At 62.3% G+C, this 14,011-nt stretch carries 11 protein-coding genes; 6 read left to right on the forward strand and 5 right to left on the reverse strand.

Translation table 11 applies throughout. The features are described 5' to 3' along the window. Window positions 1-75 precede the first annotated feature (75 nt). A complete protein-coding gene (locus ACR0DA_RS02600; protein WP_170391038.1) occupies window positions 76-1,782 on the reverse strand; it encodes a peptide ABC transporter substrate-binding protein in 1,707 nt (568 codons plus the stop codon). 282 nt (window positions 1,783-2,064) lie between these two features. On the opposite strand from ACR0DA_RS02600, the gene ACR0DA_RS02605 reads away from it, so the two are divergent. Genes ACR0DA_RS02605 through ACR0DA_RS02625 form a run of 5 tightly spaced genes read left to right on the forward strand, consistent with a single transcriptional unit; the run spans window position 2,065 to window position 8,650 of the window. After that, entirely contained in the window at window positions 2,065-3,885 is a 1,821-nt protein-coding gene (locus ACR0DA_RS02605) for a dipeptide ABC transporter ATP-binding protein (protein WP_170365839.1), read from the forward strand. A 5-nt stretch (window positions 3,886-3,890) separates the two neighbouring features. Next, window positions 3,891-5,057 carry an acetylornithine deacetylase gene (argE, locus tag ACR0DA_RS02610; protein WP_480752851.1) on the forward strand — a complete coding sequence of 389 codons (1,167 nt, stop codon included), beginning with the start codon at window positions 3,891-3,893 and terminating at the stop codon, window positions 5,055-5,057. A 56-nt stretch (window positions 5,058-5,113) separates the two neighbouring features. Continuing rightward, window positions 5,114-6,280: a M20 aminoacylase family protein gene (locus tag ACR0DA_RS02615; protein ID WP_170357322.1), complete on the forward strand. Its 1,167-nt coding sequence runs from the start codon at window positions 5,114-5,116 to the stop codon at window positions 6,278-6,280. Window positions 6,281-6,296: 16 nt separating this feature from the next. Further along, on the forward strand, window positions 6,297-7,460 hold the full coding sequence (locus ACR0DA_RS02620; RefSeq protein WP_480752853.1) for a M20 aminoacylase family protein: 1,164 nt from the start codon (window positions 6,297-6,299) through the stop codon (window positions 7,458-7,460). Between the two features lie 26 nt (window positions 7,461-7,486). Next, complete coding sequence (locus tag ACR0DA_RS02625; RefSeq protein WP_170460620.1) at window positions 7,487-8,650, forward strand: M20 aminoacylase family protein; 1,164 nt, start codon at window positions 7,487-7,489, stop codon at window positions 8,648-8,650. A 39-nt stretch (window positions 8,651-8,689) separates the two neighbouring features. Here the strand turns inward: ACR0DA_RS02625 and ACR0DA_RS02630 are convergent, their stop codons facing one another. Beyond that, the gene (locus tag ACR0DA_RS02630; RefSeq protein ID WP_480752854.1) at window positions 8,690-10,000 is read right to left on the reverse strand and encodes a 3-deoxy-D-manno-octulosonic acid transferase; all 1,311 of its coding nucleotides are present in this window, start codon (window positions 9,998-10,000) and stop codon (window positions 8,690-8,692) included. A gap of 1 nt (window position 10,001) precedes the next feature. Next, window positions 10,002-11,009 (reverse strand): GTP 3',8-cyclase MoaA, encoded by a 1,008-nt coding sequence (gene moaA, locus ACR0DA_RS02635; RefSeq protein ID WP_480752856.1) that lies wholly within the window; start codon window positions 11,007-11,009, stop codon window positions 10,002-10,004. Between the two features lie 91 nt (window positions 11,010-11,100). On the opposite strand from moaA, the gene ACR0DA_RS02640 reads away from it, so the two are divergent. After that, window positions 11,101-11,505 (forward strand): hypothetical protein, encoded by a 405-nt coding sequence (locus ACR0DA_RS02640; RefSeq protein WP_480726945.1) that lies wholly within the window; start codon window positions 11,101-11,103, stop codon window positions 11,503-11,505. Here ACR0DA_RS02640 and ACR0DA_RS02645 read toward each other — a convergent pair. Both ACR0DA_RS02645 and glmS read right to left on the reverse strand, forming a co-directional pair. Beyond that, window positions 11,493-12,179: a DNA alkylation repair protein gene (locus ACR0DA_RS02645; protein WP_480752857.1), complete on the reverse strand. Its 687-nt coding sequence runs from the start codon at window positions 12,177-12,179 to the stop codon at window positions 11,493-11,495. The genes ACR0DA_RS02640 and ACR0DA_RS02645 overlap by 13 nt on opposite strands. 6 nt (window positions 12,180-12,185) lie before the next feature. Then, window positions 12,186-14,009 (reverse strand): glutamine--fructose-6-phosphate transaminase (isomerizing), encoded by a 1,824-nt coding sequence (glmS, locus tag ACR0DA_RS02650; RefSeq protein ID WP_480752858.1) that lies wholly within the window; start codon window positions 14,007-14,009, stop codon window positions 12,186-12,188. Window positions 14,010-14,011 lie beyond the last annotated feature (2 nt).

Below are 14,011 nucleotides of genomic sequence, written 5' to 3' on the forward strand. Positions count from 1 at the left end.
CGTCTTCTTGTTGGTGGAACTTGCGAAAGACCGCGCCCCGATACAGATCGGGACGCGGCTGTGCAAGGCTAGCGCTTAGGAACCGGTCTTGCGGTACCAGTCAGCGATGTTCCACAGTTCGCTGTCCCACACGTTCAGGACGACACCGCCCAGAGTGTTTGCGTGGGCCGACAGACGACCACGGTGGACCAGCGGGATCATGCCGCCGTTCTGAACCATGATGTCGTTCAGCTGCTTCGCGATTTCGGCGCGCTGCTCCAGACCTGCGGTCTGCGCCAGTTGGGCGTGCAGCTTGTCGAACTCTTCGTTGCAGAAGCGGCTGATGTTCTCACCCTGCCACTGGGTCTCGGGACGCGGTGCCTTGTCGCACAGGCCGTTGCCCAGATAGCTTTGCGGGTCGGTGCCGTTGAAGGTGTTGGCGTACATTTCAACGTCAGCATAGAACTTCTGGAACGTGTCGGGCGAGCCCGGGTCACCACCGAAGAAGACCGAAGCGTTGATGTTGCGCAGTTCGGTTTCAATGCCGATCTGGCTCCACCATTCCTTGATCAGCGCCTGGAAGTCCTGACGGACGGCGTTGGTCGAGGTCTGATAGACGATTTTCAGCGGAACGCCATCCTTCTCACGGACGCCGTCGCCGTCGGTGTCGACGATGCCGGCATCATCCAGCAGTTTCTTGGCGCCTTCGATATCCTGCGTGTCGCAGGTCATCGAGGTCGAGTTGAACGCAGCCGGAGCCGGCACCCAGTTGCAGGTCACTTTACCCGCCTGGCCATAGCCGATCTCAACAAGCAGCGGGCGGTCGATTGCCATCGACATAGCCTTGTACACCGCCGGATCCTTCAGGAACGGGTGCGGGTGCTTGGCCGTCGAACGCTCGCCTTCCGGCAGTTCGGGCGACGGGTTGGTCTGGTTCAGCATGATGCGCTCGACCAGCGGGCCAAAGCCGGCCACCGGAGTGCCTTTGCCGCCTTCCTGCATTTGCGCGATCACTTCGGGCGCCAACTGCAGGTTCCAGGCATAGTCGAACTCGCCGGTTTCCATCACGGCGCGACCGGCCGCGGTCGCATCGCCGCCGCCCTTGAAGGTCACGGTTGCGAAGGCCGGTTTCGCCGGGTCACGATAGTTGTCGTTGGCCTTGAAGGTGATCACGTCGTTCGGCTTGAACTCGGTGACGACAAACGGGCCGGTGCCGATCGGGTTGAAGTTCTGCTCGGTGCATTCCGGAGCTTTCGCGCCCATGCAGTCCGCGAACTGAGCTGCCTGGATGATCGGGCTTTCACCGCCGACGAACGGACCATAGGGGAACGGGGTCGGCTTGTCGAAAGTGACCTTGACGGTCAGATCATCCACAGCTTCGACGCTGGTGACGCCTTCGAACTTGGTCACCTGCGCACAGCCACCTTCGGGGTCCATGCAGTAATCGGCGGTGAATTTCACGTCGGCCGAGGTGAACGGCGTGCCATCCGACCAGGTGATCCCCGGAGCGATCTTCCACGTGATCGAGGTGAGGTCCTCGCTCACGCCGCCGTTTTCGACGGTCGGGATTTCGGCTGCCAGATACGGCACCATGTTGCCGTCCTGGTCGTAGCGGGCCAGAGGTTCGATCACCAGCGAGGCCGCTTCGACGTCTTTGGTGCCGCCCGACAGGAACGGGTTCAGGATCGAGGGTGCTTGCCAATAGATGATGCTGACGTTGCCGTCCGATCCGCGCTCGGCCATGGCCATCGGGGCCATCGCCGTGCTTGCAATCGCACCAAGCAAAAGGGTTTTGATTTTCATCATACACTCCTTGTTGGACACATTCGTGTCTCGATTTTCTCCGCAAGGCCTGCGGATTTGGCGTTGCCGTGCCGGGCTCAAGCCACTGAAACAAAAGACAATTGCGCAAATGTCTGCGCACTACGCCCAGTTTCTCGGCACGGTTACGCGGGGTATCGAAACAGAGTTTGCAGAAATTGCAAGCCTTGCCGCAGCGAAACTGGCAATGCGTTTGACTTTTCCTGTCAGCCCGCCTTAGCGTTCGGCAATCAAAACACTCATGCAGCCAAGGGGAGCGCTCGCGTGCTGGATCAGCCTATCGCCCAGATCAGGGAACTTCGGGTCGAATTCCAAACCAAGGATGGGCCCGTTGTCGGGGTCGAGGACGTCTCGTTCGAGGTCCGTCCGGGCGAAACCGTCTGCATCGTGGGCGAATCGGGATCGGGCAAGTCCGTGTCTTCGCTGTCGTTGATGCGCCTTGTCGAATTCGGCGGGGGTGAGATCGCCGGCGGACAGTTGATTTTCGACCGTAACGACGGGACTGAGCTGGATCTGGCCAAGGCCGATCAGGACCTCATGAAGCAGATTCGCGGCAACGAAATCGGGATGATCTTTCAAGAGCCGATGACGGCGCTGAACCCCGTTTTCACGGTCGGGCGACAGCTGACCGAAGGGCTGCGGATTCACAAGGATATGTCCAAGTCCCAGGCCGAAGCGCGCGCCTTGGAACTGCTGAAACAGGTCCGCATCCCCGAGCCCGAGCGGCGGCTCAAGCAGTATCCGCACGAATTGTCGGGCGGGATGCGCCAGCGGGTTGTGATCGCCATGGCCATGGCCTGCGAGCCGCGCCTGCTGATCGCCGATGAACCCACTACGGCGCTGGACGTGACGATCCAGGCCGAGATCCTCGCCTTGATGGACCGGCTGAAGCGCGAAACCGGCACGGCGGTCATGTTTATCACCCATGACATGGCCGTGGTCGCCCAGATGGCCGACAGGGTTGTTGTCATGTACCGCGGCAACAAGGTCGAAGAGGGCACCGTCACCGAGATTTTCGAGAATCCCCAGCATGACTACACCAAGGCTCTGCTGGCCGCTGTGCCCAAGCTGGGTGAGATGCGCGGAAAATCCGCCCCCGAGCCGATGAAGTTGCTGGGTGTCGAAGGACAGAAGATCGCCCCGATTCCCGGAACCGAGGATGTATTGCTGTCAGTCCGGAACCTGACCACGCGGTTCCCGGTAAAAGGCGGGATCCTGCGCCGCACCATTTCGAATGTGCACGCGGTCGAAGACGTCTCGTTCACCCTGAACAAAGGGCAGACGCTGAGCCTCGTCGGGGAGTCGGGTTGTGGAAAATCTTCGGCCGGACGCTCGATCCTGCGGTTGATCGAGCCCATGGCAGGTGAAATCAGTCTTGATGGTGTGGACATCATGAAGCTGGACCAGAAGGGCCTGCGCAAGGCCCGCCTGGACATGCAGATGATCTTTCAGGACCCATTCGCATCGCTGAACCCGCAGATGCAGTTGGTTGATCAGGTGGCCGAGCCGATGCGTAACTATGGCGTGGCATCGGGGTCGGAACTGCAGGACCGGGTCGCACAGCTGTTCGACAAGGTGCACCTGCCACGCAGCTTCATGCGCCGGTTCCCGCACGAAATGTCGGGTGGGCAGCGGCAGCGAATTGCGATTGCCCGGGCGCTGGCCCTGAACCCGAAACTGATCATCGCGGACGAAGCCGTTTCTGCGCTGGACGTTTCCGTTCAGGCGCAGGTTCTGAACCTGATGATGGAATTGCAGTCCGAACTTGGCCTGAGCTATCTGTTTATCAGCCACGACATGGCCGTGGTTGAGCGGGTCAGCCACCACGTGGGTGTGATGTATCTGGGCCGGATCGTCGAACTGGGCCCACGGGCGCGTGTTTTTGAGAACCCGCAGCACCCCTATACGCAGGCATTGATGAAGGCGGTTCCGATCGCCGATCCCAATCAGCGCAAGTCGGAAAAAGATCTGAATTTCAAACCGATCCCGTCTCCAATTCACCCAATCGGCTATGAGCCTGCGCCTTCGGAATACCGCGAGGTCGAGCCGGGTCACTTCATTCTGACGACCGACAGCGGTTACTGACCCATATGCCACAGCGCCTGACTCCGCTTGAGATCATGACCAAGCTGATCTCGTTTCCCACCGTCAGCCGCGACAGCAACCTGCCGCTGATCGACTGGGTCGAAGACTACCTGAACGGCCACGGTATCCGCGCCCACCGATGGCCGGATCCGGACCAGCCGCACAAGGCGGCCCTGTTTGCCCATGTCGGCCCCTGGGAGGAAGGCGCGGTCGTGCTTTCCGGTCACACGGATGTGGTGCCGGTGGACGGACAACCCTGGGACAGCGACCCGTTTGTCGTGACCGAACGGGACGGCAAGTATTTCGGACGTGGTACCTGTGACATGAAGGGCTTTGACGCCCTCGCCATCTGGGCGCTGGTCGAGGCGCAATACGCCGACGTCAAGCGCCCGCTGCAATTGGCGCTGAGTTTTGACGAGGAGGTCGGCTGCACCGGTGCGCCGCCCATGATCGTCGCCATGCAGGAGGTTCTGCCCAAGGGCTCGGCCGTGGTGGTGGGCGAGCCGTCGATGATGCAGGCCGTCACCGGCCACAAGGGCGGCTTCGGCTTTGATACCCACGTGGTTGGATACGAGGTGCACAGTTCGATCATGCATACCGGTGTCAATGCGATCATGTATGCCGCGCCGCTGATCGACTGGGCAAATGCCCAGAACGACATCAACATGGCGGCGGACCCCAGCGATATCGCGGCAGTCTTTGATCCTCCTTGGACAACCTGTCACGTGGGCATGATCAAGGGCGGCACTGCGCACAACATCACGGCCAAGGATTGCCGTTTCATGATGGATTTCCGGGTCGTCCCCGGCGAGCAGGCATCAGCTTGGAAAGAAGCCTATCTGGAACAGGTAAGAGTGGCGGAAAGGAAGATGCAGCAAGTGCATGCGGACGCCCATATCGAGGTGAAAGCCAGCTTTGCCGTTCCGGCGTTGGTCCCGGAAACCGATGGCGAAGCTGAGACGCTGGTGCGCGCCCTTACGGGCGACAACGCTACCCATGTCGTCAGCTATGGCACCGAAGCCGGTCAGTTTCAGGAAGCCGGTTACTCGGCCGTGATCTGTGGGCCCGGAGATATCGCCCAGGCGCACCAGCCGAACGAATACATCACGATCGCTCAGTTCAACGCCGGCCATGACTTCATGCAGCGTCTGGTCTACAAACTGGCGGCGTGACCCAAAAAGAGGCACTGGAAACTCAGGATTTCAGTCCGAAGCTCGGAGAGTAGAACATGCCGGTCAAAAACAGACTTGCCGAAATGCACGCCGAGATCACCAAGTGGCGGCGGCACCTGCATGCGCATCCCGAGTTGATGTACGACGTGCATGAAACCGCCGGCTTCGTTGTCGACCGGCTCAAGGCGTTCGGTGTCGATGAAATCACGCCGGGTATAGGTAAAACCGGTGTCGTGGCCGTGATCCGAGGGCGGACGGACACGCAGGGGCGGGTGATCGGGTTGCGTGCCGACATGGATGCCTTGCCGATCAACGAGGCGACCGGACTGGACTATGCCTCGACCGTGCCGGGCAAGATGCATGCCTGCGGGCATGACGGGCACACCTCGATCTTGCTCGGCGCTGCGCAATACCTTGCCGAGACGCGCAATTTCGATGGAACGGTGGTTCTGATCTTTCAACCGGCCGAAGAAGGCGGAGCCGGCGGTCTGGCCATGTGCCGCGATGGGCTTATGGATCGATGGGGCATTCAGGAAGTCTACGGCTTGCACAACATGCCCGGCCTGCCTGTCGGAGAGTTCGCAATCCGGCCCGGCGCGCTGCTGGCGTCGTCGGACGAGTTCGAGATTGTCGTGACCGGCAAAGGTGGCCATGCCGCCGCGCCGCATGAAGCCATCGACACAACCTTGGTGGCATCGCATATCGTGGTTGCGCTGCAATCGGTTGTATCCCGCACCGTTGATCCAATCCGACGGGTGGTGCTGACGGTGGGGACGTTTGAAACTGACAGCGTCGCCTCGAACGTGATTGCGCACACGGTCCGGCTGCAGGGCACGGTTCGCACACTGGACCCGGAATACCGTGGCATCGCCGAGGAGCGCGTGCGCCGGATCGCCGAAGACACAGCCTCGGCTTTTGGCGCCAAAGCTCGCGTGACCTGGACACCCGGCTACCCGGTGACGGTGAATTCCGAGGCGGAAACGGCCTTCGCCGCCGAAGCCGCCGAGGCGGTGGCAGGCAAGGTCAATGACGCAACGGATCCGATCATGCCGTCGGAAGACTTCGCCTACATGCTTGAAGAACGGCCCGGAGCCTACATCTTCTTGGGGAACGGCGACACGGCCATGTGCCACCATCCCGAATACAATTTCGACGACCAGGCCATTCCGGCCGGATGCAGCTGGTTCGCCGAGCTCGTCGAACGACGAATGCCCATCGCCTGAAACAGGAAAGACAGTCATGCCGATCAAGAACCGTTTTGCCGAAATGCACCCCGAAATCACCGGTTGGCGGCGCGACATACATCAACACCCCGAAATTCTCTACGATACCCATCGGACCAGCGCATTGGTTGCGGAAAAACTGAAAGAGTTCGGTTGCGACGATGTCGTGACCGGAATTGGCCGGACCGGGGTAGTCGGCGTGATCAAGGGCAGGACCGACACCCAAGGCCGGGTGATCGGTCTGCGGGCCGATATGGATGCGCTGCCAATGCAGGAGCAGACGGGTGCGGAATATGCCTCCAAGACTGCGGGCGCCATGCATGCCTGTGGCCATGATGGTCACACTGCGATGGTTCTGGGCGCCGCCAAATATCTGGCCGAGACCCGAAACTTCGATGGGACCGCGATCGTGATCTTTCAACCGGCCGAAGAAGGCGGCAACGGTGCGGAAGCCATGTGCCAGGACGGTTTGATGGGCCGCTTCGGCATCCAGGAAGTCTATGCGATGCACAACGTGCCGGGTCTGCCGACCGGGCAGTTTGCCATTCGCTCCGGGCCTCTGCTGGCGGCGGCGGACGAGTTCGACATCCATCTTGAAGGCCGCGGCGGTCATGCCGCCAAGCCGCAGGAAACCGTGGATACTACGGTCATGCTGTCGCAACTGATCGTGGCCCTGCAGACCATCGTTTCGCGCAACGCCGACCCGATCTTGCAGGCCGTTCTGTCGGTCACTGCGGTCGAGACCTCGTCGAATGCGTTCAACGTGATCCCGCAATCGGCCCGGCTGCGTGGCACCGTCCGCACCCATTCGAACGAGATGCGCGACCTGATCGAACAACGACTGAATGAAGTTGTGCAAGGTGTCGCGACGACCATGGGTGGCACCGCCACGGTGACCTACTCGCGCGGCGTTCCGGTCACGATCAACGCGGAAGAGCAGACCGGATATGCAGAATCCGCGGCAATTGCCGTCGGTGGCAGCTGTGCCGAAGCACCGATGGTGATGGGGGGCGAAGACTTCTCGTTCATGTTGCAGGAACGTCCCGGCGCCTTCATAGTCCTGGGAAATGGCGACAGCGCCGGGCTTCACCACCCCGAATACGATTTCAATGACGAGATCATTCCGATCGGATGCTCGTGGTTTGCTGAGATGGTCGAACGCCGGATGCCGGTGGCCTGAGATTTTTTTAAGGAGAGAAGACGAAGATGCCAGTGAAGAACCGCTTTGCCGAATTGCAGGATGAAATCACCGCCTGGCGGCGTGATATTCACGAGAATCCTGAAATTCTGTTCGATACGCATCGCACCAGCGCGCTGGTTGCGGAAAAGCTGAAAGAATTCGGCTGCGACGAGGTGGTCACGGGGATTGGCCGCACCGGAGTTGTCGGGGTGATCAAAGGCAAGTCCGACACCAAGGGGAAGGTGATCGGATTGCGGGCGGATATGGACGCTTTGCCGATCCACGAGGCGACGGGTTTGGACTATGCTTCGAAAACGCCGGGTGCGATGCATGCCTGCGGCCATGACGGCCACACCGCCATGCTGCTGGGGGCGGCCAAATACCTGTCCGAAACGCGCAATTTCGACGGAACCGTCGTTGTGATCTTCCAACCCGCCGAGGAGGGCGGCGGCGGCGGCCGCGAGATGTGCGAAGACAACCTGATGGAGCGTTGGGGCATTCAGGAAGTCTACGGAATGCACAATTGGCCCGGTAAGCCTGTGGGCAGCTTCTCGATCCGGCCGGGCGCGTTCTTCGCGGCGACTGACCAGTTCGATATCACGTTCGAAGGTCGCGGAGGTCATGCCGCCAAACCGCATGAAACCGTGGACACCACTGTCATGACAGCGCAGGCGGTTCTGGCGTTGCAGACCATCGCGTCGCGCAATGCCGATCCGATCGATCAGGTCGTTGTTTCGGTCACCTCGTTCGAGACCTCGTCGAAGGCGTTCAACGTGATCCCGCAGAAAGTGCAGATCAAGGGCACCGTGCGCACGATGAGCAAAGAGATGCGCGACCTTGCTGAGCAGCGCATCAACGAAATCTGCTCGGGCGTCGCCGCGACATTCGGCGGTACTGCCGATGTCACCTATATCCGGGGCTATCCGGTTATGATCAACAGCGACGAGCAGACCGAGTTCGCCGCCGAGGTCGCCCGCTCGATCTCGGGGGCCTGCGAGGAGGCACCTTTGGTTATGGGCGGCGAAGACTTCGCCTACATGCTGGAAGAGCGTCCCGGTGCCTATATCCTGGTCGGCAATGGTGACACGGCGATGGTTCACCACCCGGAATACAACTTCAACGACGAGGCGATCCCTGCCGGGTGCAGCTGGTGGGCCGAGATCGTCGAACAGCGGATGCCCGCGGCCTGATACCGTGGCGGGGGCGCAGGCCCCCGCTGCCGTTGGCGGTCAGGGGCCTGCGTCCTCCAAACCCAGCTTGTCGCATAGCGTATCCACAACCGAATCCAGCGCCGATTTCTGGGTGTTCACGCAGGATTGCGCCGCCGCTTGCGCCGCTGACAGCGCCGGTCTGTCCGACAGCCAGAGCTCGACCGCCTTGGCCAACTCGGGTGCCGAAGCGACTTCTACCGCGCCGCCGCTGTCCACCAGCGGGGCAAATGTCTCGGCGAAATTGTAGTAACCCGGCCCGGTGATCACCGCGGCCCCGGCCTGGGCCGGTTCGAACGGGTTGTGGCCGCCGATCTCTTTCAGAGACCCGCCCAGAAACACGATCGGACACAACGCGTACCACGTTCCGGTTTCGCCCAGCGTATCGGCCACATAGACCTGCGTATCGTCGATGATCGGCTGCCCGGCGCTGCGCAGGGCATGGCTTTGACCCGCGGCATCGATCAAGGCGCAGACCTCGTCCCGCCGTTCTGGGTGGCGGGGGATCAGCAGCAGCAGCAGGTCGGGCCTGCGGTTCAGCAATTCGGCATGGGCGGCCAGAACGGTCTCCTCCTCGCCCGCATGGGTCGAGCTGGCGATCCAGACCGGCCGCGCGCCGATTTGCGCGCGGATCTGCGTCAACGTGTCTTGATCCACCGGCAGCGGATCGGACATGGCCTTGAGGTTGGTGCCGGGCTGCACCAGATCGGCGGGCGCGCCCATGGCGATCAGGTTTGCGGCGGTGCGGTCGTTTTGCGTCAGGAACAGGCGGAACTGGCTCAGGACAAAGCGGGCGGTGTCGGGGCGCTTCTTCCACCCGCCCACCGATTTCTCGGACAGGCGCGCGTTCAGCAGGGCCAAGGGGGTTCCACGCCGGGCGGTCTCGACGATCAGTCGTGGCCAGATCTCGCTTTCGACGAAGACGCCGGCATCGGGCTGCCAGTGATCCAGAAAGCGGGCCACCGGGCCGGCGCTGTCCAGAGGAGGGTATTGGTGGCGGGTGCGCGGCGGCAGACGTTTTTCCACCAGCGCCGCCGAGGTCGGGGTGCCAGAGGTGATCAGGAACTGCGCATCCTCGATCCGTTCGCTCAAGCGCTTGATCAGGCTCAGAACCGACAGGCTCTCGCCCACGCTGGCCGCGTGGAACCAGATCAACCGACCGTCGGGGCGGGGCTGGCTCGGATGGCCCAGCCGCTCGCGCTGACGGATTTCGGATACACCTGCCGACTGCAGCTTGGCGCGAACGGTGCGCCAGGCCAACGGCATGGCGACGGATGTCAACGCGCAGTACAATCGGTACAGCGTCGTGGGTTGCCCCGACAAGTCTGACATGTCAGCCGCCCGTGTGGCTCATGTGGCGGCTCATCTGGCCGTCGATCTTCTGGCGGGAATAGTCGAAATCATGGCCCTTGGGCTTGAGGGTGATCGCCGCGCGGATCGCCTGTTCCAACGGCTCTTCGCTATTGGGGTGGTCGCGCAGGGGCGCGCGCAGGTCGGCCATGTCCTCTTGGCCCAGGCACATGTACAACTCGCCCGTGCAGGTCAGGCGTACCCGGTTGCAGCTTTCGCAGAAATTATGGCTGAGCGGCGTGATGAAACCGATCTTCTGCCCGGTTTCCTCGAGCCGGACATAGCGCGCCGGGCCACCTGTGCGCTCGGCCAGATCAGTGACGGTATAGTGGTTTTCGTACTCGGCCCGCACGTCTTTCAGCGACCAGTACTGGTCCAGCCGGTCTTCGTTGCCGATGTCACCCATGGGCATGACCTCGATCCAGGTCAGGTCCATGTCGCGTTCGGCGCACCAGCGGGTGATCTTGGGCAGCTCTTCCTCGTTGAACCCTTTCAGGGCCACAGCGTTGATCTTGACGCGCAACCCGGCCTTCTGTGCGGCATCGATCCCGCCCAGGACCTGTTTCAAACGACCCCAACGGGTGATCTGCGCGAACTTGTCCTCGTCCAACGTGTCGAGCGAGACATTCACCCGCCGCACCCCGGCGGCATACAGGTCGTCGGCGAACCGGGCCAGTTGCGAGCCATTGGTGGTCAGCGTCAGCTCTTTCAGTGCGCCGCTGTCCAGATGCCGGGTCATCGAGTCGAAGAACCCCATGATCCCACGGCGCACCAGTGGCTCACCCCCGGTGATCCGTAGCTTTTCCACGCCGAGCCGAATGAAGGTGGAGCACATCCGGTCCAGTTCTTCCAGCGTCAGCAGCTCTTTCTTGGGCAGAAAGGTCATGTTTTCAGACATGCAGTAGACACAGCGGAAATCGCAGCGGTCCGTGACGGAGACGCGGAGATAGGTGATTGCGCGGGCAAACGGGTCGATCAGCGGAGCAGTCATGCCCAATAGGTAAAGCGCACGGTGCCTTGCGACAAGTCAGAACTGCGCTTGAGGGGTGGAACGCGGGCGCGGGCAGGGGTAGGCTGGTCGCATGCGATACCTGTTTGTTCTTTTTCCTGCGTTTCTGACCGGCTGCGATGCGGTGCGGCAAAGCCTTGATCGCGCCCCGGATGCGGAACCTGCGCAGACGACAGAAACCGCCGCTGCGACCGAAGAGGTGGAAGCAACGCCTGTTGCGGCCGTGAACACCGGATGGGCCGGCGCCAAGACAACGATTGCCGGACTGGGCGATCCGAACAAGCCCGGACGCTGGCTTGAAACGCCGTTGGTCGAAACTGAGATCAATGGCCGGGTGGTCGTGCCCAAGACGGGCGCGCAGGCCTATATCACACTTGTACCGGCGCCCTCAGGCGGCAGCCGCCTGTCGGTTGAGGCGATGCGTGCGCTATTGGTGCCGTTTGACGAACTGGTTGAACTGGACGTTTATTCCAACTGATCTTTCAGGTACTTGCCGGCCTCTTTGCGGGCAAAAGGCTTCATCGCGTGACAGTGCGCGTCCAGAAACGCCCGCACCCGGTCGGGGTCATGTTTGGACAGGTCGCGCAGCCACCAGGCTACCGCCTTCTGGATGAACCAGTCGCGATCGGGGACATAGCCGGCGGCCCAACCTAGGATGCGGTTGCGGCGCTGAAGGTCTTCGGGCTTGGGGTGGTTCTGCTTGGTCCAGGGCAGGGTGGCCACCAGCGCCGCGCGTCGGGTCCACATGTGATCCGAGGTCGTCCAGCTTTCGACTTGGTCCAGCCGCGACGGATCGGCCCACAGGCGCTTTTGCATGGCCATGCTGGCATGATCGGCCACCGCCCAGGCGTCGAAATCGGGCAGCCAGCTTTGCAGCAGGTCCCAAACCGCCTGATCGGGACGGATGCGGGCCTGCGTCAGCAGCTTGGCGGCGGCCAGCCGCGCCTCGTGGATGTTGGTCTGCCACAGCTGATCGGCCAGCGCGACGCGGGCGTCCACGTGCATCTGCTGCCGCCAGATTCTGGTCAGATCATTCAGCACCGGGTTCGGTACCCCAAGATAGGGGCGGTCGATCTTGTGATAGGCCGCCATCTGGGCGGCCCGGTCGGGGTCGGCATGGGCGTTGATCTGGTCCAGAGGGCTGTCCGGCATGGGGGCTTACTCGACCGTGACGGATTTCGCCAGGTTGCGCGGCTGGTCCACATCGGTGCCCTTGGCGACCGCCGTGTGATAGGCCAGCAGCTGCGCGGGCACCGAATACAGGATCGGCGCCACCGAAGGGTGGGCATGCGGCATACGGATCGTGCTCCAGACCCCGTCCTTGGCATCGGTGATCCCGTCGTCGTCCGAGACCAAAATGACCTTGCCCTTGCGCGCCATGACCTCTTGCATGTTCGACACGGTCTTGTCGAACACCGCATCGCGCGGGGCCATCACCACCACCGGCATATGCTTGTCGATCAGGGCGATGGGGCCGTGCTTCAACTCGCCCGAGGCATAGCCCTCGGCGTGGATATAGCTGATTTCCTTGAGTTTCAGCGCGCCTTCGAGGGCCAGCGGGTACATCAGGCCGCGCCCCAGGAACAGAACGTCGCGCGCCTCGGACAGGCGCTGCGCGGATTTCCGGATCGCCTCCTCCTGGTCCAGCGCGGCGTTCAGCAGCGTCGGCAAGCCGCGTAGCGCGGCGGCGTGATCGGCCAGCGCGTCATCGTCCAGCGTGCCCCGGTCGGCCGCGGCCTTGAGCGCCAGCATCAGCAGAACGCTCAGCTGGCAGGTGAAGGCCTTGGTCGAGGCCACGCCGATCTCGACCCCGGCATGGATGGGCAGTGCCACGTCGCTTTCCCGCGCGATCGAGCTTTCGGGGACATTGACCACCGACACGATCTTGTCGGCCTTGCCTTCGCAATAGCGCAGCGCGGCCAGGGTGTCGGCGGTTTCGCCCGACTGGCTGACGAACAGGGCCAGCGTGCGGTCGGTGATCGGCGGTTCGCGATAGCGGAACTCGCTGGCGATATCGACCTCGACGGGCATCCGGGCCAGTTGCTCGAACCAGTACTTGGCGGTCAGGCAGGCATAGAAGGCCGTGCCGCAGGCCACCATGGTCAGGCGGTCCAGCTTGGAGAAATCAAGATCCGCGTCCGGCAGAACCACCCGGTCGCCGCCGGTGGGCAGGTACGAGCGGATCGCCTCGGCCACCACCACCGGCTGTTCGGCGATTTCCTTGGCCATGAAATGCTTGTGCCCGCCCTTGTCGGTCCGGGTCTGATCCAGCTGGATCTTGCGGATCTCGCGATTTGCGATCTCGCCCGCCTCGTTGCGGATCTCGACCGAATTGCGGGTGACCACGGCGCGGTCGCCTTCTTCCAGATAGGTGATCCGGTCTGTCAGAGGCGCCAGCGCAATGGCGTCCGAGCCGACGAACATCTCGCCATCCCCGTGCCCGATGGCCAGCGGCGAGCCCTTGCGGGCGGCGACGATCAGGTCATCCTCGCCGTCGAACAGGAAGGCCAGCGCAAAGGCGCCTTGCAGCCGGTCGATGGTCTTGAAGGCGGCCTCGACCGGGCTCAGCCCCGATTTCATGTAGAATTCGGTCATCAACGCGACGGTTTCGGTGTCGGTCTCGGTCTGGAAATCGATTCCGTTCTCGGCCAGTTCGGCCCGCAGCTCGCGATAGTTTTCGACGATGCCGTTGTGGACCACGGCAACCGGTCCGGCCTGATGCGGGTGCGCGTTGCTGACCGAGGGTGCGCCATGGGTCGCCCACCGCGTATGCCCGATGCCCGACTTTCCGGGCAAGGGGTCATGCACCAGCAGGTCGCTGAGATTGACCAGCTTGCCGACCGCGCGCCGACGACCCAGCTTGCCGCCGTTTACGGTTGCGATGCCCGCGCTGTCATAGCCGCGGTATTCCAGCCGTTTCAGTGCTTCGACCAGAATGGGCGCCGCTTCGTGCTTGCCCAATACGCCAACAATTCCACACATTT

The sequence above is a fragment of the Ruegeria sp. CI8 genome (assembly GCF_056536865.1).

Coding starts and splice junctions, on each gene's coding strand:
- ACR0DA_RS02640 (WP_480726945.1), top strand. CDS start 11,101: ATGCGATACCTGTTTGTTCTTTTTCCTGCGTTTCTGACCGGCTGCGAT.
- ACR0DA_RS02625 (WP_170460620.1), top strand. CDS start 7,487: ATGCCAGTGAAGAACCGCTTTGCCGAATTGCAGGATGAAATCACCGCC.
- ACR0DA_RS02630 (WP_480752854.1), bottom strand. CDS start 10,000: ATGTCAGACTTGTCGGGGCAACCCACGACGCTGTACCGATTGTACTGC.
- ACR0DA_RS02615 (WP_170357322.1), top strand. CDS start 5,114: ATGCCGGTCAAAAACAGACTTGCCGAAATGCACGCCGAGATCACCAAG.
- ACR0DA_RS02620 (WP_480752853.1), top strand. CDS start 6,297: ATGCCGATCAAGAACCGTTTTGCCGAAATGCACCCCGAAATCACCGGT.
- glmS (WP_480752858.1), bottom strand. CDS start 14,009: ATGTGTGGAATTGTTGGCGTATTGGGCAAGCACGAAGCGGCGCCCATT.
- ACR0DA_RS02600 (WP_170391038.1), bottom strand. CDS start 1,782: ATGAAAATCAAAACCCTTTTGCTTGGTGCGATTGCAAGCACGGCGATG.
- argE (WP_480752851.1), top strand. CDS start 3,891: ATGCCACAGCGCCTGACTCCGCTTGAGATCATGACCAAGCTGATCTCG.
- ACR0DA_RS02645 (WP_480752857.1), bottom strand. CDS start 12,179: ATGCCGGACAGCCCTCTGGACCAGATCAACGCCCATGCCGACCCCGAC.
- moaA (WP_480752856.1), bottom strand. CDS start 11,009: ATGACTGCTCCGCTGATCGACCCGTTTGCCCGCGCAATCACCTATCTC.